This is a genomic window from Gordonia sp. ABKF26 (assembly GCF_041103195.1).
GTDB lineage: Bacteria > Actinomycetota > Actinomycetes > Mycobacteriales > Mycobacteriaceae > Gordonia > Gordonia terrae.
Map to the genome: position 1 here is coordinate 3,133,965 of NZ_JBGCVZ010000003.1, position 20,254 is coordinate 3,154,218.

Sequence of the window (20,254 nt, forward strand, 5' to 3'; positions counted from 1 at the left end):
AGCCCACTGGTCAGTCGTCGCCGACGGGACCGTCCAGGTGCGCCAGGGCGGCCCGCGCGGCTTCGAGCTCCTGACTGAGTTCCTCGATGCGACGCTGAGCGGCCGAGCGTGCCGACTCGATGACGGTGTCGACCGCGGTGATCGCGGTCTCGTCGCCCAGTTCGCGCATGGCCCTGGCCACTCGGTCGGCGGTCACCTCGGTGGGTCTCCCCTGCTTCCTGGTGCCGTGTGACACTGCCACCGTCCAGGTGCTCTCTCCGGCCGCGGTGATGGTCACGGTCGTCGGAGCGGTCGGCGCCTTCGTCTTTCGCGGCGGTTTGCTCGTGGCGGGCGAGGGCGCCGGCTCCCCGGCTCTGGACTGAGTGTCGGCGACGGGTTGCGCCCTCTTGGGTGTCTGGCGCGGACTCGATTCGGTGGTGGCGGGCTTGGCGACCGGGACGGGAACGTCCTGCGCGGGCTGCCGTTTCGAGGTTCGTCCGCCGGCGGCCGACGCGGGCGCCGTTCGATTCCGCCGCAACTCGTCGGCCTCGAACGGCAACTGATCGTCGACGCCCCTGGGGCTCACTGTCACTGTCGAACCATCGATCGACACGACCCGTGCCGAGGCGCCGGCCTCCAGATTCAACGACGGCATCGCGTCCCGCAGGTACACGGTGACCCGCTTTCCGGAAGCGAGTGCAGCGGACAGCGACTCGAGGTCGCCGGGAGTCAGTCCGGCCTTTGTCTGTGAACTCACCGCGCCATTGTCGCACATGCGTGCGAACGGTCATCGACAGTGCGGCAGAGCCCGGAATGGGGGTGAGGCGCTTCGACGCGGGTCAAACCATTGAGAAGCCGACCGTTACTTTTTCGTGACCTAAAGCATCGGACTGGCCTCGATGGTGAATGGCGGGACGATCGAGACCGTTCGCGGCCCTAATGTTCTGAGGGACGGTAACGGGCCTTCGGAGGGAAAACCAGTGACTCAAGCGAACACCCCGGCACACACGTCGACCTCCGCGCGTGAGGTCCCGATCGCCGACCACGCGTACGCCGGGATGACGATCGCCGCGCTGCTGTGCGTGACCTCGGCCGCCACATTCCTCACGCTCTTCCCCTGATTCGTACGCCGCCAGACTTCGAGTGGAAAGCACCACAAGTGCTCCTTGCCGGTGTGTCACCTGCGTTGACTTCGGTCCGCAGGTGGCACACACCACTGAATCGGCCGGCTCGGCAGCCGATGTCTGACGGTCAGCCCGCTCGCACCCCGGTCAGCTGCTCGGACACATCCCAGAGACGTTCTGCCGCTTCGCGGTCGCGGAACGGCACCCACGGTGTCTGCGCGCCGGGCGGTCCGCCCGCATGGCCAGGCCACTGAGGCCCATAGAACGCGCCGTCGACCGCACCCGGCGTCGTGGCAGCCATCAGTGCGGGGAGAGACGCCGTCTGGACGGTGCCCACACCGACACCATGTCTCGACAACCACTCGATCACCCGGCGGCCACCGGTCGGCACCGTCCTGCCGACCTCCGGTCGCGCCGCGAGGAGATTCGTCGGAGCGACGCCAGGGTGCGAGATCGTACTCGTCACCTCCCAGCCGGCGGCGCGACTTCGGCGTCCCAGCTCGAGCCCGAACAGGGCGCAAGCGATCTTCGACTGGCGGTATGCGCTCATCCCGTCGTAGTCGCGCTCCCAGTTGAGATCGTTCCACCGCACTGCGCCGCGTCTCGCTGCGATGCTGGTCTGCGAGGTGACCCGCGCCTTCCCTGCCTGGAGCAGTGGGAGGACGGCGATGGTGAGAGCGAAATGCCCAAGGTGATTGGTGCCGAACTGGAGCTCGAATCCGTCGGCAGTGGTCATGCGCTCCGGCGGGGTCATGACGCCGGCGTTGTTGACGAGGATGCTGATCGGTGTGCCGTCGGTCCGGAGCCGCGCGCCCAATGCCTCCACGGAAGACAAGACAGCCAGGTCGACTTCTTCGACAGCGAGCGTGGCCGCGGGATGACGTTCCCGGATACGCTCGGCAGCCGCCGCACCTTTGCCGGGATTGCGCACCGGCATGACCACTTCGGCGCCGGCGCCGGCCAGAGCTGCCGCGATCTCCCACCCGACACCGTCGCTCGCGCCGGTCACCACCGTTCGTCGACCGGTGAGATCTGGGATGGTCAGGTCATACCTGCTGCCTCGTGACATCGGAGCTCCTCGTCGGGTCGGGTTCGTTCCCACGTGTTCCGAGTGTCGCGTGGTGTCGAACCTTTAACCACGACCTGTCGATCCGTGGCTGCGCGCCACCCGTCCGCGGAAGAATGACCCGCATGATCGATCGTGCCGGCCTCGCTGACTTCCTCCGGGTGCGGCGTGGCGCCCTGCAGCCAGAGGACGTGGGGCTGCCGCGCGGGAAACGCCGTCGCACGGGCGGACTCCGGCGCGAGGAGGTCGCCGCGTTGAGCCACATGTCCACCGACTACTACTCCCGGTTGGAGCGCGAGCGCGGCCCGCAGCCGTCGCCGCAGATGATCGCGGCCATCGCGCAAGGACTGCACCTCTCGCGCGAGGAGCGAGATCATTTGTTCCTTCTCGCCGGCCACCAGCCGCCGGTGCGGGGAACCGAGGGTGAGCACGTCTCTCCGGGCATGATGCGCATCTTCGACCGTCTCACCGACACTCCTGCCGAGATAGTCACCGAACTCGGTGAGACGTTGCGCCAGAACAGACTCGGTGTCGCCCTTGTCGGCGACCTCATGCGCTTCGATGGTCCCGCGCGAAGTATCGGGTACCGGTGGTTCACCGATTACGGTTCTCGCCGGTTGCATCCTGTCGAGGACCACGAGTTCTACTCGCGCATGTACGTTTCGGGCCTGAGAGGTGTGCTGGCGCTCCGTGGCCCGGAATCCCACGCGGCCTCGCTGGCGGAACGACTCCGCGGGGAGAGTCCGGAATTCCGCGACATCTGGGCCCGGCACGAGGTGGGAATCGCCCCGCGAGACCTCAAGAGGTACGTGCATCCGGAAGTCGGGTTCCTGGAGTTGAATTGCCAGATCCTTGTCGACCCGCGGTGTTCGCACTCGCTGCTCGCCTACACCGCGACCCCTGGCAGCGCGAGTTCGGAGAAACTCCGACTGCTTTCTGTCGTCGCAGCGCCGTCGGCGCTCTGATCGAATCCGTGGGCTGCACGGGGTGAGTTCGGGGGACGGTCAGAAGTCGAACCCGCCGCCGAAGTCTCCCCCACCGCCGAAGTCTCCCGAATCGCCGCCGCCGAAGTCCCCGGAGTCCCCGCCGTCGAGCGCGCCGGTGTCGGAGCCGTCACCGGCGCCGCTCTCGAATCCCTGCGCGTCGTAGGGCACGCCTGCCATGCCGGAGAACATCGCCGAGAACAGGAACATCGAACCGAGTCCCCACGCGCCGGCGACCAATGCCGGCTTCCACCACGGCTCCGAGTACCAGCCCGCCGGCACCGGTCGCCCTGCGACACGACCGCCCGGGTAGTAGTTCGGGGTCTGCTCCGACGGGTTCGGCGAGGCTGCGACCTGCCGTCCTTCGAACTCCACGGTGCGGTCTTCGGTGACCGCGCCGGCGCTCTTCTGTCCGTCCAGTTCGGGAATCGCCGGTCCGGGGTCGAGGTTCATCGCGGCGCGGGCCGCCCGGATGTAGTACAGACCTTCGATGGCGGTCTGCTTCGCCAGTCGGGCCTGCGTCGGGGAGTTGGCCTGCTCGATCTGCGAGCCGGCCGCGGTGTACCGCTCCCCCGCGTCGGCCAGCGCCTGCTTCGACGCCGGTCCGTCGCCGACCAGCATGAACACCTGTCCCCCGAGTCGTTCGATGGCTTGTCGCGCATCGGCCTTCGCGTCGTCGAGGGTGCGGGCCGCGTTGGCGCCGGAACGCTGCTGGGCAAAGACCACCACCCCGACGACGACCACGACGATGACGGCGATCAAGATCAGTGCTTCCATGCTTCCCTCCGGTTTCGCGTGTCCGCGGCATGCCGGTCGTCACCAACCGACAATTCGGACACCACCGAGCGTACCGATGACCATCGGTCCGCTGCCCGGTCGACGAGCGGCGCCGACGCGCTGACCATTCTCGTCGAGGACCTGAATCCGCGATTGCGTGTTCGACCCGGTGACGAATGCAGGTGACCATCACGAACGATGCCGCGCTGCACGGCCGACGCAGCCATCGGTCACCCTTGTGAGGTGACCGATGGCAGCGGAATCCGGGTACTGGGCAGTCACAGCGGGACGCGCGTGGCCGAGCTCCGCTGGGAATGGGCGCGTGAGGCCGATCCCGGCGTCGGGCCGTGGCGGGCCGATGGTGCGTTCATCGCAGCGGTCACGGCCTGGCTCGACGACGATCGCCGAACGGTCTGGACCGCCGGTGCCGGTGATCTCGCTGTCGGAATGGTGTGCTTGACCGAACACGTCCGGATGCCCAGTCCTCGCCGCGCCGCCGGTGGCCGTTGGGGCTATCTCGGCCACCTCTACGTGCGCCCCGCGTTCCGCGGGTCCGGAATCGGACGGGACCTGATCCGGCACGCCACCGGGACCGCCGACGATGGCGGATACGCCAAGACGGTCCTTTCACCAACCGAACGGTCAGTGGGCCTTTACGAGCGATGCGGTTTCGTTATGAACAACGACCTCATGATCCGACGCCGGTGACCGCGACGCACGTTGCCGGGCGGTCCGCCGTGCCGGGATCTCTACCATGGCGGCGTGTTCTTCTTGTTCGGTTATGGCCGTAGGCAGAAGCATCTCGGGGCGGGTCAGACCCGCGCGTGTCCCCGCTGCCACAACACCACCCAGTGGGCGCGGATGCGCGAGTACTCGCAGTTCTCCGTCTTCTTCATCCCGATCGCGCGGTGGAACCGGCGCAACTTCGAGGCCTGCGGGATCTGCGGCGCGGCAGTGGCTGTCTGAGCGGCGTCCGGGGTGACTCGGGGAGGCTCGGTCTCATGCCGGACGCGGACCCGGTTTGCCGAGTGCGAAACTGGTTACCCTCGGAAGGGTGTCCGCCTCCCCCGATTCCCCCGCACGCACCAGTGCCGCGATCACCGGCTTCGAACGCACCTTCGTCGATGCGCTGACGGCCCTGACGGTGCCGTGGCAGGGGGCCGACGCGCCCGCCCCGCGGCTGCTCGTCGTCAACGGGTCACTCGCCGCCGACCTGCAGCTCGACGTCGAGGCGCTCCGAACCGACGACGGCGTCGCGCTCCTGTCGGGTGCGGCCGCCCCGGCGGACGCGGTTCCCGTCGCAACCGCCTACTCCGGTCATCAGTTCGGCGGCTACTCCCCACTTCTCGGCGATGGCCGGGCATTGTTGCTCGGCGAGCTCATCGACCGCGATGGCGGGCGAGTCGATCTGCAACTCAAGGGATCCGGGCGCACGCCGTTCTCCCGGGGCGGCGACGGGTTCGCAGTCGTCGGGCCGATGTTGCGTGAGTATCTGATCAGCGAGGCCATGCACGCGCTCGGGATTCCGACGACGCGTTCGCTGTCGGTCGTGGCGACCGGCCGCGACATCCAGCGGACCGGTGCCGAACCGGGCGCGGTGCTCGCCCGGGTCGCCGCGAGCCATCTCCGCGTCGGAACCTTCGAGTACGCGGTGCGCAACACCGATCTGACCCAGCAGCTCGCCGATTATGCGATCGATCGTCACTATCCGGAGCTCGCGCGGGACTCGGAGTCCGGTCGCAACCGCTACCTCGAGTTCTTCGAAGCCGTCCTCGAACGTCAGGCCGCTCTGGTGGCCCAGTGGATGTTGGTCGGCTTCGTGCACGGGGTGATGAACACCGACAACACCACGATCTCGGGTGAGACCATCGACTACGGGCCCTGCGCCTTCCTCGACGCGTTCGACCCGTCGGCAGTGTTCAGTTCGATCGACCACGCGGGTCGGTACGCGTACGGCAATCAGCCGGCCGTCCTCAAGTGGAATCTGGCCCGGTTCGCCGAGACCCTCCTCAGGTTCATGGCCGAGACGCCCGATGAGGCGATCACCGCGGCGACCGAGGTGCTGGACTCCTACGAGGCGCGGTACGAGCGCCACTTCGCGACCGGCATGGCGTCGAAGATCGGTCTGGAAGATGCGTCCGCCGACCCCGACCTGATCGCCGACCTCCTGACCCTGATGCGCGAGCATCGCGCCGACTGGACGGGTACCTTCCGCGCGCTCGCGGATGAGCTCCGCGGGGATCAGGTCCCGATCACCAGTCTCCTACCGCGCGAGTACATCGGTCCGTGGCTCGACCGGTGGCGAGCCGCGCTGGCCGCAGCCGGCCGCGAACCCGCGGCGGTCGCCTCGACGATGGATCGGGTCAATCCCGTGTACATCCCGCGCAATCACCAGGTCGACGCAGCCCTGCGCGCCGCGACCGAGGGAGATCTGGAACCCTTCGGTCGGCTGCTGGCGGCCGTCACGCATCCGTTCGAACGTCGCACCCAGTGGGCGCACTACGCGGCGCCGGCCCCGCAGGCCTTCAGCGATTCCTTCCAGACCTTCTGCGGCACCTAGCGAGACCGTCGGATGAGGACTCGTGAACCCCGGTGAGGACGTCGACTCCCGCGAGGCACTCATCGCCGAGAGGGAACGCACCGCCGCACTGATCGAGTCCTTGTCGAGCCGCCTGGCCGCTGTCGTCGAGGCGACGAGTGACGCCGCGGCCGACGACGAGCACGACCCGGAGGGGTCGACTCTGGCGGTCGAACGCGGACATCTGGTCGCCCAGCTGGAACGCTCACGGGTCCGGCTCGACGAGATCGGTGCCGCCCTGGATCGAGTCGGTTCCGGCTCGTACGGCCGGTGCGAAACCTGCGGTGCGCCAATCGGTGCGGAGCGACTCGAAGTGCTACCGGCCGCCCGGCAGTGCGTGCGATGCGCGGCGCGGAGTCCGTCGAGACGGTGGTGAGGAGGGACCAGGAATTCGTGTCCGGTTCGCCTCCCACATATGCGCGTGTGGCCATACGCGGGTAGACCGGAGGGCGGTAGAGCACGCAACGACTCGAACCGAGAGGTGTCCGGCATGAAAGCCATCCAGATCGTCAAGCCAGGAAATCCGCCCGAACTCCGCGAGGTCGACAAGCCGACACCCGGACCGGGGCAGGTGCTGCTGAAGGTGACCGCGGCCGGTGCGTGCCACTCCGACGATTTCGTGCTCAACATGCCCGCCGAAGGCTTCCCCTATCCGCTGCCGATGACGCTCGGGCACGAGGGCGCAGGCGTGGTCGCCGAGATCGGTAGCGGCGTCACATCACTTACCGAGGGAACCGCGGTCGCGGTCTACGGCCCGTGGGGCTGTGGCGTCTGTCATTTCTGCTCGCGTGGCCTCGAGAACTACTGCACCCGCGCCGCCGAACTCGGCATCGCCCCGCCCGGACTCGGCAACGAGGGCGCGATGGCCGAGTACATGATCGTCGACGATGCTCGGCATCTCGTGCCGCTCGGTGATCTCGACCCGGTTGCGGCGGTACCGCTCACCGATGCCGGCCTCACTCCTTACCATGCGATCAAACCGTCGCTGCCGAAGCTCGTCGGCGGCACCACCGCGGTCGTGATCGGCGCGGGTGGTCTCGGGCACATCGGGATTCAGCTGCTGAGGCACCTGACCCCGGCGCGGATCATCGCCCTCGATGTCAGCGATGACAAGCTCGCGTTCGCGCGCGAAGTGGGCGCCCACGAGACGGTCCTCAGCGATGCCGACGCCGTCGCGAATGTTCGGAAGATCACCGGAAATGACGGGGCCACAGCCGTATTCGACTTCGTCGGACTGCAGCCGACGATCGACACCGCGATGGGAGTCGTCGGCACCATGGGCGATGTCGTGATCGTCGGCATCGGTGACGGGGCCGCGGCCGCCAAGGTCGGGTTCTTCTCGCAGCCGTACGAGGTGTCGGTACGCGCACCGTACTGGGGTGCCCGGGACGAACTCATCGAGGTCCTCGACCTCGCCCGCGACGGCGTACTGGAGGTCGCCGTCGAGAAGTTCTCCCTCGACGACGGGCTCGAAGCGTATCGCCGGCTCGCTGCGAACGAGCTGCGCGGACGGGCGGTCGTGATTCCCGACTGACGTCCGCAGGACGCACATCGAGCCGTCGGCGAGAATTCCCCAACCGTCCCGCGCCCACATAACCTACGGTACCGTAACTTAGGTGAAGGTCGACCTGTCCGAATCCCAGGCTGTGTACGAGCACTACCTGACGCATCAGCAGGATCGAACCCGGGCGCGGCTGATGTACGGAGTGCTGGCCGCCCGGATTCGACCGGTCGTGCGCCTCCGTTCCCGGGACCGTCTCACGCGCGTTGTTCGCAGCGGTGCACCGTTGCTGATCGCGGCCAACCACGTCTCCGAACGGGATCCGCTGGTGCTCGCCGCGGCCGGATTCCGGTCGCCGCTCCGGAGGCGGATCGGCAATCTGCGGGTCCTCGCGAAGGACGAGCTGTTTGCCGATGCCGAGCAACGCAGGAAGATCGACACCCTCGGGGGAATCCCGGTCTTCCGCGGGAAGGACCATGGGGTGCGCGCCGCCGCGGATGCGGGTCGTCAGATGATCGGCGTGTGCGTCGAACGGATGGCGCGCGGTGACAGCATCGCCGTGTTTCCGGAAGGCACGTGCAACGAGGGCGACCCCACGCAGGTGCAACGACTCGGCACCGGAATCGGCCTCATCGCCCATCGGGCGCTGCGCGACGACGTCGGGGTGTGGTTGATCTCGGCGGGGATCGCCTACCCGGACGGAGGCGGGCGCCCCGTCGTCGCGTTGGGTGATCCGGTAGACCTCGCTGCGCGGCGGGACGACACGCCTGCGGCGGTCACCCGATGGATCCAGCGGGATCTGCAAGGGGTGGTCGACGACGCGTGCAGCCAGGTCCGTTGACTCAGGGTCCGCCCGGGTGACGACGCCGATCGGGTTTGGCTTACGCGCCCCAGGGTTAAGCGCAGGAGATGCAACGAGATGACGCCGCCGATCCAGCTGAACGAGACACGGCCGTATCTGACCGGGACGTCCGCGACGATCCGGATTCCGCCGATCCCGACGACCCGAGGAAGCCGGACTCGCCGACGGATCTGACCAAGCCGTCGATCGTCTTCGTCCTGAAGAAGACGGCGCGCGAGTTCTCGCGGGACCAGTGCACGGACCTGGCTGCCGCGTTGACCTATTACTCGGTGCTGTCGCTGTTCCCGGCCCTCCTCGCGCTGGTGTCGCTGCTCGGCGTGTTCGGCCAGGGCGAGAAGACGACCGACGCCGTCCTGCAAATGGTCGACGACCTCGGACCGTCCTCGGCAGTGGACACCCTGCGGGGCCCCGTCGAACAGCTGGTGTCCGCCCCCAGCGCCGGTTTCGCGCTCGTCCTCGGTCTGGTCGGCGCCCTGTGGTCGGCGTCCGGTTACGTCGGAGCATTCGGCCGTGCGATGAACCGGATGTATGAGATCGACGAGGGCCGACCCATCTGGAAGCTCCGACCCATCATGCTGCTGGTGACACTGGTCGCTCTCGTCCTCGCGGCGGCAGTGGCACTGATGCTCGCGATCAGTGGGCCGATCGCGAAGTCCATCGGTGACGTCGTCGGATTCGGTGACACCGCACTCACCGTGTGGAACATCGTCCGCTGGCCGATCCTGCTGCTGTTCGTCGTCCTGATCGTCGCGATCCTGTACTGGGCAACGCCGAACGTGCAGCAGCCGAAGTTCCGCTGGATCAGCGCCGGTGCGGTCCTCGCCATCATCACCTGGATCGTCGCGTCGGCAGCGTTTGCGTTGTACGTCTCGAACTTCGGCAGTTACAACAAGACCTACGGAGCCCTCGCCGGGGTCATCGTCTTCCTGCTCTGGCTGTGGCTGACCAACCTCGCACTGCTCTTTGGCGCCGAATTCGATTCGGAACTCGAACGCGGCCGGCAACTCCAGGCGGGCATGCCCGCCGAGGAGCACCTGCAGCTGCCGCCGCGGGACACCACCGCGTCGGACAAGAACGACGAGAAGGATCAGAGGTTCATCGAACAGGCGCGCGCGCTTCGCGAGTCGCAAGGGAACTGAGCTGCGGGGCGGTACCCCGTAACGTCAGTACAACCGACCTGGCACGAGCTCGGTCGATCGGCGGAAGGAACGTGGCACGATGAGCCGCAATCAAGTGACCGGCGCGGTGGACCGCGCCACCGACAGCCCATGGTTCGAGCGTCTTGCGCGTGCCGGACACGGGGTCAGCGGTCTGCTCCATCTGCTGATCGCCTATATCATTCTGCGCCTCGCGTTCGGCGGGGGTGGAAACGCCGATCAATCGGGGGCGCTGGGTATCTTCGCCGACTCAGCAGGCGGCCGGTTCGTGCTGTGGGTCGCCGCGGTCGCGTTCGCCGCTCTTGCACTGTGGCGACTCGCCGAGGCCATCGTGGGCCCTCACGCCACCGAGCCGGGTGAGGACAGTGACGGCGCCGAGCAGTGGTTCGACCGCGGAAAAGCACTGTCGCTGGCCGTCGTCTACGTCGGTTTCGCGTGGTCGGCAATCCGTTTCGCCACCGGCCAGGGAAAGTCGAGTGGTCAGGAGAACGCGGGTCTGACGGCGCGGCTTCTGCAGTCCGGTGGCGGCAAGTTCGTTCTCGTGGCAGCCGGTCTGATCATCATCGGAGTCGGGATCTATCACGTGTACAAGGGCGCCAGTCGTTCGTTCCTCGACGATCTCAAGATCTCCGACGACAAGGCTGCGACCATCGCGGGCGTGATCGGCTACTCCGGTAAAGGCGTCGTCCTCGCCGGTACGGGCATCCTGGTCATCGTGGCGGTCGTGACCGCGGACCCATCCAAGGCCACGGGAATCGACGGCGCGGTCAAATCGCTGTCCGGACTGCCTGCCGGTCAGGTGTTGATGGTGCTGGCGGCAGTGGGTATCGCCGCCTACGGCGTGTACTGCTACTGGCTGGTGCGATTCGCGCGGATGTGAGTCCCCGCGAATCGCACCGCCGATCACTCACGCGCCGAACGCGTTTCGTCCCTCGATCGCCGAGTTCACGAGGTTGTCCCGGTCCAGCCCGGTGCCGGAGGTGATGGCCTCGATCCACGCGTCGGTCGTGGCCACCGCGGCGAAATTCGAGTTCAGCAGTGCCATGAGGGTGTTGTGGACGTCTTCGGCAGATGCCTTCCCGGCAGCGTTCGCGAGGTGGATGGCACCGGTGGCGTCGGAGATGATCTCCACGCCGAAGCCGAGTTCCTCCGCGCCCGCCGCCGATGCCAGATCGCAGTTGTTGGTCATGTAACCGACGAGCGTGATCGTGTCCACGTCCTGAGTTCGCAACCAGTCCGCCAGGTCGGTACCGCCGAAGACGCTGCCGACGCTCTTGTGCACCGACTTCCATGACGGCGTGACGCGGGCGGCCACGTCGGGATGCAGTTCCCACGCCGGACTGCCTTCGGCGAAGACCGGAGCTTCCGCCGGCAGTGTGTGTTGGACAACGGCCACCGGGATGCCATTGGCTTCGGCGTGGTCGATGATCCGGGTGATGTTCGACAGACTCGTGTCTCTCGGCGGGTACTGGATGGCAAGCGGGCCGTCGAAGTACGTGTTCTGGATGTCGACGAGAACGAGTGCGCGTCTGGGTGCGGCCACGAAGGCTCCTTCTGATGGTTCGCGTCTACCCGTACGGCGAGACGCGGGTCCCCCGATTGTGCGAGGGCGAGCCCTCGACCGGAAGTGGCGCAGATGCCCTCCATCGATGAGAATGAGCCACGATGAGAATCGCGATCTACGCTTTCGACGGTGTGTCCACCTTTCACCTGGCTGCTCCCCAACTGGTGTTCGGTGAGGTCACCCGCGTGCTGCCGTCCGTGTCGTGGGAGACAACCCTCTGGAGCTTCACCGGTGGCGACGTGACGGTTGCCGAGGGCTACCGCCTGTCCGGTGTGGCCGGACCGGACTCGGCGACAACCGCTGACATCGTCGTCGTGCCCTCATGGCCTGAACATCTTCCCGCGCTCGATGACGCTCTTCGAGAAGTCCTGCGCGGTGCGCACGAGCGGGGTGCGACGATCGTCGGGTTGTGCCTGGGCGCGGTCGCCGTCGCGGACTCCGGTCTGCTCGCCGGACGGCCCGCGGTGACGCATTGGGCAGTCATGGACGCCCTCAGGGCGCGGCACGCCGACATCGAGGTCGACTCGCTGGTTCTCTACGTGGATCACGGTGACGTGATGACGTCGGCCGGCACGGTCTCCGCAGTCGATGCCTGTTTGCATCTGGTGCGGAACCGGCTGGGCGCCGACATCGCCAACGACGTCGCGCGGCGCCTGGTCGTCGCCCCGCACCGCGACGGTGGCCAGGCCCAGTACACGCGCCGTCCCGTTCCGGAGACGCACACGGGCAACCCGATCGGCGACGTGATCGATTGGGCGCTGGAGCATCTCGACGAGACGCTGACCGTCGACCGACTCGCGGCGCAGGCCTGTATGAGTACGCGCGGTTTCGTCCGCAACTTCAAGGTCGCAACCGGAACGACCCCCGCGCAGTGGGTGCTGTCCCAACGCCTCGATGCGGCCCGTGTCCTCCTGGAGACGACTGATCTCGCGATCGACACGGTCGCTCGCCGTTGCGGTTTCGGCAGCGCCGTCACGATGCGTCAGAACTTCGCCGCCGCGTTCGCGACGTCACCGGCCAGCTATCGGCGGCAGTTCCGGGGTGTGTGACTCGTGGTGCGTCCGGCCGACTCCCCGATTCCCGGCCTCGCCCGATCTCTGGCCCGTGCGAAACGCAGTCTGTCGTCGTCGACCTCGCCCCGGAACAACCGGCGGTCGGCGTAGTAACTCATCGACATGACCCACGGTTCCTCGGGGCCCTGCTTGGGCAGGGTGTCCAACGCCCGTTGCACATATCCGGCCCCGAAGTCGAGCAGCGGCCGCGTCGGCATCTCCGGGTCGGCCACCGCCCACACGCTGTCGTATCCCTGGGAGTCCATGTGTGCGAGCAGCTTGCAGAAGTACTCGCACAGCAAGCCGATCTTGAGGGTCCACGACGCATTGGTGTAGCCGATCGCCAGCGCGAAGTTCGGGACCCCGGACAGCATCATCCCGCGATAGACGACGGTGTCGGGAAGCGACACCGGTTGACCGTCGACCGTCAGCTCGATGCCGCCGATGATCTTGATGTTCAATCCTGTTGCGGTGACGACGATGTCGGCCTCGAGTTCTTCGCCGCCGGCGGTCCGGATGCCGGTCTCGGTGAAGGTGTCGACCCGATCGGTGACGATCGAGGCCTCCCCCGCACGGATGGTCCGGAAGAGGTCGGCGTCGGGGACCACACACAACCGCTGATCCCATGGGTTGTAGGGCGGATTGAAATGGGTGTCCACCGGATAACCGTCAGGCAGTTGTGATTCGTTGATCTTGCGGATCATCCGGCGTGCGACCGATGGAAACCGTTGACACAGTTCGAACAACACCCGTTGCTGCGCGACGTTCTTGTGCCGGGTCAGTGCGTAACCGCGTTCGGTGCCGAAGACCTTCTTCAGGGCGTTGGCGATCGCGTCTTCGCGCGGCAGCGGGATGATGTAGGTCGGGGTTCGCTGCAGCATGGTGACGTGTGCCGCCTGACCGGCCATCGCGGGCAGCAGTGTGACCGCCGTGGCGCCGCTGCCGATGACCACGACTCGCTTGTCCGTGTAGTCGAGGTCCTCGGGCCAGTGCTGCGGATGAACGATCTCGCCGCGAAACCGCTCGGTCCCGTTGAACTCCGGCGAGAATCCCTCGTCATAGTCGTAATAGCCTGAGCCGCAGAAGATCCACCGGGCACTGATCTGCACCCGTTCGGCGGTGCCGGCGCGTTCGATGTCGACGAGCCACCGAGCCGCATCGGACGACCAGGCGGCGGACACGACTCGATGTCCGTACCGGACCAGAGATCCCAGGTCGTTCTCGTCGATCGTCTCGTGGAGGTAGTCGAGAATGCGCGGGGCATCGGCGATGGCCTGTCGATCAGTCCAGGGCTTGAAGTCGTAACCGAAGGTGTGCAAGTCCGAGTCAGACCGAATACCCGGATAGCGGAACAGGTCCCACGTGCCGCCGGCCTTTTCCCGGGCCTCCACGACGACGATCGACTTGCCGGGATGCTCGGTCCGCACCCAGCGCGCCGCGCCGATGCCCGAGATCCCGGCCCCGACGATGAGGACATCGACTTCGTGTGGCGTGGTCGTCACCCGATTCTCCTTCGGTCATACTCCCCGTACGGTGCCCATCCAGGATGCCGCACATCCGTCGTTCCGCTGTGCTGGTGTGCTGGACTCACCTGTCAGCCGGGTGAGTTGGTGTTTCGGCCGTTGGACGCGCCGCTGCCGAGTCCTGGGCGACCGCCGCGCCCAGCAGGCGTCCGCCGCTGGTCACGAGCGCACGACGCCACGGTGCCACACCTTCGATCTCGATCTGGATGGACATGGACAGCACGGTCCGGATGAGGACGATGATCCCGAGGATGAGTGCGTCCTCGATCGAGGGTTTGGAGGTGATCGTCCGGATGAGGTCGGCCGCGACCAGTACCTCCAAGCCGAGAAGTATGGCCGCCCCGAGCGTGTTGCGGAGGACGGAGAATGCGGTCCCTCCGCCCTCCCCGCGGCGGAGTGACCGGACCCCCAGCACGCAGGCGATGATCGCGCCGACGATCATCGCGAATGCGCCGACAGCCTCGAACCCGACCGCGACCGTGGTGAACACGTCCTCGCCGCTCATGCGCGTCAGATTACGGGAAGCGAGACGGCTCGGGACCAACGATCGCGCGCACCGACCGGATGCGTCGTGCGGGCGTTCCCCGCGGGCGCGCTACCGGGACTACTTCGAGCCGTGCCACACGGCGTCGAACGGCGCACGCGAGGCGAGACGACCGACGATGCCGTCGTGGGTGAACTGCTTGGCGGTCCGGATCGCGTCGAGAACCTCGACGCCCTTGGTGAGTTCGGCGGTCGTGGCGGCGGCGAACACGCAACCGGCCCCGGAGACGCGCTCGTTACCCACCTTCGGGGCGCGCAAGACAGTGACCTCGGTGCCGTCGAAGACCACATCGACCGCCTCGTCGCCGGGCAGCCCGACCCCGCCCTTGACGACGACCACCCGAGGCCCGAGGTCGTGGATTCGACGCGCCGCTTCGGCGAGGTCATCGATCGACGCCAGCTCGTCCATGCCGGCCAGGGTTGCTGCCTCGAACAAATTGGGGGTCACCACGGTGGCCAGCGGCAGGATCTCCGAACGCAGCGCGTTGTCGGTGTCGAGGGCCGCCCCGGGTTCCTGGCCCTTGCAGATGAGCACCGGGTCGACGACCACGTCGCGCCACGCACGCGCGGCCAAGGCCTTCGCGACGGTCGAGATGGTGGCCGGCGTGCCCAGCATGCCGATCTTCACGACGTCGGGTTCATGCGCGACGGTGGCCACCTCGATCTGATCGGCGATCACCGCGGACTCGACGGGTACGAATCGATGTGCCCACCCGTTGTTCGGGTCGAAGGACACGATGCAGGTGATGGTCCCGACCCCGTAGGTGCCGAGCTGCGCGAACGTGCGCAGGTCGGCTTGGATGCCCGCTCCCCCGCTGGCCTCCGACCCGGCGATCACATACGACACCACCGACATCACGATCTCCTCCCGTGGCCTTCCTGGACTCGGGTCCTTTTCTACACCCCGTCGCGCACCCCTTCGCGAACCACCGGTCTGCTCGCACCGCACCGTCCGCGGGGGCGATCTCGGTTTCCGGTGCGTCCACGGCGCGGCCCACTGCCTGATCCTTCGCTCGCTTCGACGGTTTCTCGATGACTCGGATTGGGAGACACCGTGGCGCCGGGCTGAGCCCGGGCATCCGGGGACCGCGACCCGACGCCGCGCAGTCCCGAAATCCCTGACACTCGTCTGGACCGGTGTCTATAGTCGGCGACGAGGCGGATCGCGGCCATGGGACGCTGCGTCACGGCCGCCCCGGACCGCAGTTCGACGGACTGGAGAACGATGGACCTGCAGGAGATCAGCGACCGGTTCGGCATCGCGGACACGCTGTACCGGTACTCACGCGCCGTCGACACCAAGGACTGGGAATTGTGGCGCTCGGTGTTCACCCCGGAGGCGGTGGTCGACTACTCGTCGACGCCGTTCGGTCAGGCGGGCACGCGCGACGAGATCGCGGCCTGGCTCGAGGAGAGTTTCGCATTCGTGTCGGTGAGCCAGCACTTCATCACCAACATCGAGTGCACCTTCGACCACGACGGCACGGGTGACCGTGCCGGCGTGCGGGCGATGTTCTACAACCCGATGCGTTTCGTGGGGATGCCCGAACTCAGCACCTGCGGTGGTAACTACCACCACACGATGGTCCGAACACCCGACGGCTGGAAGAGCTCCGGGCTCGTGGAAGAGTGCCTGTGGTTCGAGAACTCCCCCGCGGGCACAGAAGGTAGCTGACGCGCGGCCGAGTCGCGGTGCCGAGGGCGTCGGGTCGCCGATCTCCGGGACTTAAAACCTGTAGAGGTTTATCTTTCGTGGACCTTGACGATGTCGGCAACGGGGCGTCCGGCCGCGTGTCACATGCGTGCCTCACTTGTGTTGTCCCAGTTCACTGATCCGTCGACCGGTGCGCCCTCATCCCGCGCGCGGGTTCTCGTCCTCGGTTCGGAGGGAGACCGTCGTCACCCGCATCGCGCAACGATCTGGGCATGTCTCGCGCTGGGTAACTTGTGCCGACGACCCCCATCGGCAGCAATGCCACATCTCGACAAGGATCTTCGATGACCCAGACTTCTCGAGCGATTCCGCTCGGCGCCTTCGGACCCGACGCCCGTAGCGTCGACACCCCGGTCCTGGATTCCCACATCCACCATGTCGAGCACGGTGACGGCGACCCCATCGTGTTCCTCCACGGCAGCCCGACGAGCTCGTACCTGTGGCGTCACGTCTTCACCCGCCTCACCGGACGCGGACGTCTGATCGCCGCCGACCTCATCGGCTTCGGTGATTCCGGCCGACCGGACATCGCCTACGAGCTCGACGACCACGTTCGATACCTCGACGCCTGGTTCGAGGCCCTGGACCTGAGCCGGGTGACGCTCGTTCTGCAGGACTACGGCGCCGCATTCGGGATCGATTGGGCGGCACGGCATCCTGATCGTGTGAAGGCGGTGCTTCTCGCCGAGCCGGTGCTTCGTGACATCGCTTCGGCCGATCTGCCCCAGCCCTTCGTGCAGGCGCAGCAACTCATCCGGACCCCGGGTGACGGGGAGAAGTTCGTGGTCGAGGACAACCAGTTCCTCACCCAGGTCTTCCCCGGCGCGTTCCTGGAACGGCCTGCCCAGGAAGATCTCGACGTGTACCTCGCTCCCTTCCCCACCGTGGAAGGCCGCGCGCACCTCATCCGGTTCCCCCGGAATCTGCCGATCGACGGGAACCCTGTCGGGACCGTCGAGTTCCTCGACCGCAGTGTCGAATGGCTGGAGAGCAGCTCCGGAGTTCCCAAGCTGTTGTTGACCTTCGAGCCGGGATTCCTTCTGACGCCGGACATCCTGTCCTGGGCGACCGCACATATCGCCGATCTCGAGGTCCGGGCCGCCGGCCAGGGTGTGCATTTCGTCCAGGAGGAACAGCCACAGGCCATCGCGGACGGCGTGGTCGACCTCCTGGCGCGGGCGGGAGACGTCCGATGACCATCTCCGCAGATCCCACCCAGGTCCCGGTCCGCCCGGGCTCGATCGAACTCGACGCCCTGCTGGACCGGATCGCGGACGGCAGTTTCGAGCGCGAGCACACCGGGACCGCACCCCACGAACAGGTGCGGTGGCTGAAGGCAGCAAAACTGGGCGCCTATCGGCTCACGCCCGCCGACGGCGGCGGGGGTGCCACCGTCCGCGAACTCTTCGATCTCGTCATCCGGCTCAGTCGCGCGGACTCCAACCTCGGCCATCTGCTCCGGGCGCACTACGGCACCGTCGAGGACATCTTGCTGTGGCCGCATTCTCCGCGCCGTGAGCTGTGGTTACAGCGGGTCGCGGCCGGCGAGCTGATCGGCAACGGGAACAACGAACTGAGCAGCAGGGATGCCGGGGACTTCGCCAAGTCGACCACGTTCACGCCCGACGGCGACGGCTATCGGCTGGACGGCGTCAAGTACTACTCGACGGGCACGCTGTACTCCGAGCACACCTTCGTCACCGGTGTCACCCCGGGCGGCGTGCCCGTGCAGGCACTGATACCGCTCGATCGGCCCGGGATCATCGTCGAGGACGATTGGGACGGCTTCGGCCAGTCCCTGACCGGTACCGGCACAACCCGTTTCGAGGGAGTCAGTGTTCTCGCCGACGAGGTGACCCTCCCTCCGGAGGACCTGAGCACGATCCCACGCTGGCACCTCGGTCCCTTCTACCAGCACTACCTCAACGCCGTCGTCGCCGGGAACGCCCTTGCGGTCGTTGATGACGCGGTGAACCTCCTCAGAGGTCGCACACGCAGCTTCACCCACGGGTCCGCAGATGTACCGAGAGAGGATCCGGTGCTGCTCGAGGTCGTCGGTGAGATCTCGTCGCTGGCACAGGCCACGCGTTCGGTTGTCCTCGACGTCGCCGATGATCTCGCCCGGATCCCCGGCACGGTTGTCGACGGTCGAACCGACGATGCCGTGGTGCACGAAGCAGCGCTGCGCGCCTCACAGGCCCAGGTCGTCGTCGACGACCTGGCCCTTCGCGCCGCGACGTTGCTGTTCGACGTGGGCGGTGCGTCGGCCGTCAAACGATCGGTCAATCTCGACCGCCACTGGCGCAACATCCGGACAGTCGCGTCGCACAACCCCACTCGATTCAAGAACCGCGCGATCGGTGACCTGCTGGTCAACGACACGACCCTGCCCGACAACACGTACTTCTGACCAAGTCATCACTTCCGAAAAGGAACACCGCGTCCCCCATGGCTGATCGTCGCCAACTCCATCTCAATCTGTTCATTCTGTCTTCCGGGCATCACGAGGCGGCCTGGCGTCACCCCAGTTCGACGCCGGAGCGGATGTTCGACCCCGCTTTCTACACCGAGTTGGCTCGATCGGCCGAGGCAGCAGCCTTCGACGCGGTGTTCCTCGCCGACATCCCGAAACTCGACGCGAACATCGAGTTCAACGCTGCCGGCCGACTCGACCCGTTGCTGACGTTGGCCACGATCGCCGGTGCCACCGAGCGCATCGGCCTCATCGCCACCGCGTCGACCACGTACTCCTACGCGTGGCACCTCGCCCGCGCGCTCTCGAGCCTCGACCATCTGTCCCGGGGGCGCGCGGCGTGGAACATCGTCACCACCGACTCCCCGGACGCGGCCCGCAATTTCGGACTACCCGGTAATCCGGATGCCGGCACGCGGTACGAACGAGCGGATGCGTTCGTCGAAGCAGTTCTCACGCTGTGGGATTCGTGGGACGACGATGCAGTCCGGATCGATCGGGAGGCAGGACAGTACGCCGATCCCACCCGCATCACGGCGCCTCGCATCAGCGGTCCACACGTCAACGTGGCCGGGCCGTTGACCACTCCGCGTCCGCCGCAGGGACACCCGGTGTTGGTGCAAGCCGGGTCCTCCGATCACGGCCGGGAGTTCGCGGCGCGTCACGCCGAGGCGATCTTCACCGCCCAGCAGCGCATCGACGACGCGCAGGCGTTCTACGCCGACGTCAAGGGCAAGGCGGCCGCGCTCGGTCGCGACCCCGAGCACATCAAGATCCTGCCCGGTCTCAGTCCGTTCATCGGCGGAACCGAAGCCGAGGCACGCAGACTCGAGACCGAATTCAACGAGCTGACCATCCCGGCCTTCGGACTGATGCAGCTGAAGGACTTCGCCTACGTCGACCTCGATGACCTCGAACTCGACGCACCGGTGCCGATCGAGGCCTTCGGCGATGCGGGGGACGTTACGAACAACAAGAAATCGCGCACCCAGGTCTACGCCGACATCGTCCGCCGCGAACGCCCCACCTTGCGGCAGTTGTTGCACCGCCTCGCCGGGGCGCGCGGACACCGGGTCGTGGCGGGCACGCCCGAACAGATCGCCGACACGATGGTCGAGTGGCTCGATGCCGGTGCCGCGGACGGCTTCAACGTCATGCCTCCGTACCTCCCCGGTGGGTTCGACACGTTCGCCGAGACCGTGGTGCCGATCCTGCGCACACGGGGCCTGTTCCGCGAGGGCTACGAAGGAACTACCTTGCGCGACCATCTTGGTCTGCCTCGTCCGAACCGGGTTCGGGAGTCGACGAGCAGCGCCGATCGAGCGCGGTGAGCTGCGCCGGTCCGCCTTGTCGTTACT

Annotated in this window: 22 protein-coding genes; 15 read left to right on the forward strand and 7 right to left on the reverse strand. The window is 67.0% G+C overall.

Features of this window, described 5'->3' with window-relative positions; genetic code table 11:
* Positions 1–10 precede the first annotated feature (10 nt).
* A complete protein-coding gene (locus tag AB4Z55_RS14510; RefSeq protein WP_248642647.1) occupies positions 11–754 on the reverse strand; it encodes a DUF6319 family protein in 744 nt (247 codons plus the stop codon).
* Positions 755–959: 205 nt separating this feature from the next.
* On the opposite strand from AB4Z55_RS14510, the gene AB4Z55_RS14515 reads away from it, so the two are divergent.
* Positions 960–1,100 carry a hypothetical protein gene (locus AB4Z55_RS14515; RefSeq protein ID WP_180819487.1) on the forward strand — a complete coding sequence of 47 codons (141 nt, stop codon included), beginning with the start codon at positions 960–962 and terminating at the stop codon, positions 1,098–1,100.
* A 130-nt stretch (positions 1,101–1,230) separates the two neighbouring features.
* Here AB4Z55_RS14515 and AB4Z55_RS14520 read toward each other — a convergent pair whose 3' ends face one another.
* Complete coding sequence (locus tag AB4Z55_RS14520) at positions 1,231–2,172, reverse strand: SDR family oxidoreductase (RefSeq protein ID WP_369519946.1); 942 nt, start codon at positions 2,170–2,172, stop codon at positions 1,231–1,233.
* 122 nt (positions 2,173–2,294) lie between these two features.
* Here AB4Z55_RS14520 and AB4Z55_RS14525 point away from each other — a divergent pair, with 122 nt between their 5' ends.
* Positions 2,295–3,134 carry a helix-turn-helix transcriptional regulator gene (locus tag AB4Z55_RS14525; RefSeq protein ID WP_369519947.1) on the forward strand — a complete coding sequence of 280 codons (840 nt, stop codon included), beginning with the start codon at positions 2,295–2,297 and terminating at the stop codon, positions 3,132–3,134.
* Positions 3,135–3,173: 39 nt separating this feature from the next.
* Here the strand turns inward: AB4Z55_RS14525 and AB4Z55_RS14530 are convergent, their stop codons facing one another.
* Positions 3,174–3,929 carry a hypothetical protein gene (locus AB4Z55_RS14530; RefSeq protein WP_101822439.1) on the reverse strand — a complete coding sequence of 252 codons (756 nt, stop codon included), beginning with the start codon at positions 3,927–3,929 and terminating at the stop codon, positions 3,174–3,176.
* Between the two features lie 243 nt (positions 3,930–4,172).
* Here AB4Z55_RS14530 and AB4Z55_RS14535 point away from each other — a divergent pair, with 243 nt between their 5' ends.
* The 8 genes from AB4Z55_RS14535 to AB4Z55_RS14570 all read left to right on the forward strand — a co-directional run bounded on the left by AB4Z55_RS14535 (position 4,173) and on the right by AB4Z55_RS14570 (position 10,907).
* A complete protein-coding gene (locus AB4Z55_RS14535) occupies positions 4,173–4,637 on the forward strand; it encodes a GNAT family N-acetyltransferase (RefSeq protein WP_369519948.1) in 465 nt (154 codons plus the stop codon).
* Positions 4,638–4,691: 54 nt separating this feature from the next.
* On the forward strand, positions 4,692–4,895 hold the full coding sequence (locus AB4Z55_RS14540) for a zinc-ribbon domain-containing protein (protein WP_033205967.1): 204 nt from the start codon (positions 4,692–4,694) through the stop codon (positions 4,893–4,895).
* A gap of 88 nt (positions 4,896–4,983) precedes the next feature.
* Complete coding sequence (locus AB4Z55_RS14545; RefSeq protein WP_369519949.1) at positions 4,984–6,489, forward strand: YdiU family protein; 1,506 nt, start codon at positions 4,984–4,986, stop codon at positions 6,487–6,489.
* Between the two features lie 22 nt (positions 6,490–6,511).
* Positions 6,512–6,883, forward strand: coding sequence for a TraR/DksA family transcriptional regulator (locus AB4Z55_RS14550; RefSeq protein ID WP_369519950.1), 372 nt, complete (start codon positions 6,512–6,514; stop codon positions 6,881–6,883).
* A 114-nt stretch (positions 6,884–6,997) separates the two neighbouring features.
* Positions 6,998–8,041 (forward strand): NAD(P)-dependent alcohol dehydrogenase, encoded by a 1,044-nt coding sequence (locus tag AB4Z55_RS14555; protein WP_369519951.1) that lies wholly within the window; start codon positions 6,998–7,000, stop codon positions 8,039–8,041.
* An 82-nt stretch (positions 8,042–8,123) separates the two neighbouring features.
* Positions 8,124–8,849 carry a lysophospholipid acyltransferase family protein gene (locus tag AB4Z55_RS14560; protein ID WP_369519952.1) on the forward strand — a complete coding sequence of 242 codons (726 nt, stop codon included), beginning with the start codon at positions 8,124–8,126 and terminating at the stop codon, positions 8,847–8,849.
* A gap of 68 nt (positions 8,850–8,917) precedes the next feature.
* Entirely contained in the window at positions 8,918–10,009 is a 1,092-nt protein-coding gene (locus AB4Z55_RS14565) for a YihY/virulence factor BrkB family protein (protein WP_369519953.1), read from the forward strand.
* 79 nt (positions 10,010–10,088) lie between these two features.
* On the forward strand, positions 10,089–10,907 hold the full coding sequence (locus tag AB4Z55_RS14570) for a DUF1206 domain-containing protein (protein WP_369519954.1): 819 nt from the start codon (positions 10,089–10,091) through the stop codon (positions 10,905–10,907).
* A gap of 27 nt (positions 10,908–10,934) precedes the next feature.
* Here AB4Z55_RS14570 and AB4Z55_RS14575 read toward each other — a convergent pair whose 3' ends face one another.
* Positions 10,935–11,570, reverse strand: a complete 636-nt coding sequence (locus AB4Z55_RS14575; RefSeq protein ID WP_369519955.1) for an isochorismatase family protein — start codon at positions 11,568–11,570, stop codon at positions 10,935–10,937.
* 122 nt (positions 11,571–11,692) lie between these two features.
* Between AB4Z55_RS14575 and AB4Z55_RS14580 the strand changes: the two genes are divergently transcribed.
* Positions 11,693–12,640, forward strand: a complete 948-nt coding sequence (locus AB4Z55_RS14580; RefSeq protein ID WP_369519956.1) for a GlxA family transcriptional regulator — start codon at positions 11,693–11,695, stop codon at positions 12,638–12,640.
* Here the strand turns inward: AB4Z55_RS14580 and AB4Z55_RS14585 are convergent.
* From AB4Z55_RS14585 to AB4Z55_RS14595, 3 genes are all read right to left on the reverse strand, one after another.
* Entirely contained in the window at positions 12,613–14,145 is a 1,533-nt protein-coding gene (locus tag AB4Z55_RS14585; RefSeq protein ID WP_354563191.1) for an NAD(P)/FAD-dependent oxidoreductase, read from the reverse strand. The two genes, AB4Z55_RS14580 and AB4Z55_RS14585, sit on opposite strands and share 28 nt — an antisense overlap.
* 85 nt (positions 14,146–14,230) lie before the next feature.
* Positions 14,231–14,671 (reverse strand): DUF1622 domain-containing protein, encoded by a 441-nt coding sequence (locus AB4Z55_RS14590; RefSeq protein ID WP_004018594.1) that lies wholly within the window; start codon positions 14,669–14,671, stop codon positions 14,231–14,233.
* 99 nt (positions 14,672–14,770) lie between these two features.
* Complete coding sequence (locus AB4Z55_RS14595; protein WP_354563190.1) at positions 14,771–15,565, reverse strand: PfkB family carbohydrate kinase; 795 nt, start codon at positions 15,563–15,565, stop codon at positions 14,771–14,773.
* Positions 15,566–15,934: 369 nt separating this feature from the next.
* Between AB4Z55_RS14595 and AB4Z55_RS14600 the strand changes: the two genes are divergently transcribed.
* The 4 genes from AB4Z55_RS14600 (at position 15,935) to AB4Z55_RS14615 (ending at position 20,227) form a co-directional block, all read left to right on the forward strand.
* Positions 15,935–16,384, forward strand: coding sequence for a nuclear transport factor 2 family protein (locus tag AB4Z55_RS14600; protein ID WP_354563188.1), 450 nt, complete (start codon positions 15,935–15,937; stop codon positions 16,382–16,384).
* A 323-nt stretch (positions 16,385–16,707) separates the two neighbouring features.
* A complete protein-coding gene (locus tag AB4Z55_RS14605; RefSeq protein ID WP_354563187.1) occupies positions 16,708–17,619 on the forward strand; it encodes a haloalkane dehalogenase in 912 nt (303 codons plus the stop codon).
* Entirely contained in the window at positions 17,616–18,833 is a 1,218-nt protein-coding gene (locus tag AB4Z55_RS14610; protein WP_354563185.1) for an oxidoreductase, read from the forward strand. The genes AB4Z55_RS14605 and AB4Z55_RS14610 overlap by 4 nt, the downstream gene beginning before the upstream one ends.
* 38 nt (positions 18,834–18,871) lie before the next feature.
* Positions 18,872–20,227: an LLM class flavin-dependent oxidoreductase gene (locus tag AB4Z55_RS14615; protein WP_354563184.1), complete on the forward strand. Its 1,356-nt coding sequence runs from the start codon at positions 18,872–18,874 to the stop codon at positions 20,225–20,227.
* Positions 20,228–20,254: the final 27 nt, after the last annotated feature.

Excerpts from the sequence above, each read along its gene's own strand:
- AB4Z55_RS14610 (WP_354563185.1), top strand. The coding sequence starts at position 17,616 with ATGACCATCTCCGCAGATCCCACCCAGGTCCCGGTCCGCCCGGGCTCG.
- AB4Z55_RS14580 (WP_369519956.1), top strand. The coding sequence starts at position 11,693 with ATGAGAATCGCGATCTACGCTTTCGACGGTGTGTCCACCTTTCACCTG.
- AB4Z55_RS14530 (WP_101822439.1), bottom strand. The coding sequence starts at position 3,929 with ATGGAAGCACTGATCTTGATCGCCGTCATCGTCGTGGTCGTCGTCGGG.
- AB4Z55_RS14525 (WP_369519947.1), top strand. The coding sequence starts at position 2,295 with ATGATCGATCGTGCCGGCCTCGCTGACTTCCTCCGGGTGCGGCGTGGC.
- AB4Z55_RS14615 (WP_354563184.1), top strand. The coding sequence starts at position 18,872 with ATGGCTGATCGTCGCCAACTCCATCTCAATCTGTTCATTCTGTCTTCC.
- AB4Z55_RS14595 (WP_354563190.1), bottom strand. The coding sequence starts at position 15,565 with ATGTCGGTGGTGTCGTATGTGATCGCCGGGTCGGAGGCCAGCGGGGGA.
- AB4Z55_RS14570 (WP_369519954.1), top strand. The coding sequence starts at position 10,089 with ATGAGCCGCAATCAAGTGACCGGCGCGGTGGACCGCGCCACCGACAGC.
- AB4Z55_RS14590 (WP_004018594.1), bottom strand. The coding sequence starts at position 14,671 with ATGAGCGGCGAGGACGTGTTCACCACGGTCGCGGTCGGGTTCGAGGCT.
- AB4Z55_RS14555 (WP_369519951.1), top strand. The coding sequence starts at position 6,998 with ATGAAAGCCATCCAGATCGTCAAGCCAGGAAATCCGCCCGAACTCCGC.
- AB4Z55_RS14600 (WP_354563188.1), top strand. The coding sequence starts at position 15,935 with ATGGACCTGCAGGAGATCAGCGACCGGTTCGGCATCGCGGACACGCTG.
- AB4Z55_RS14605 (WP_354563187.1), top strand. The coding sequence starts at position 16,708 with ATGACCCAGACTTCTCGAGCGATTCCGCTCGGCGCCTTCGGACCCGAC.
- AB4Z55_RS14510 (WP_248642647.1), bottom strand. The coding sequence starts at position 754 with ATGTGCGACAATGGCGCGGTGAGTTCACAGACAAAGGCCGGACTGACT.
- AB4Z55_RS14520 (WP_369519946.1), bottom strand. The coding sequence starts at position 2,172 with ATGTCACGAGGCAGCAGGTATGACCTGACCATCCCAGATCTCACCGGT.
- AB4Z55_RS14565 (WP_369519953.1), top strand. The coding sequence starts at position 8,918 with ATGCAACGAGATGACGCCGCCGATCCAGCTGAACGAGACACGGCCGTA.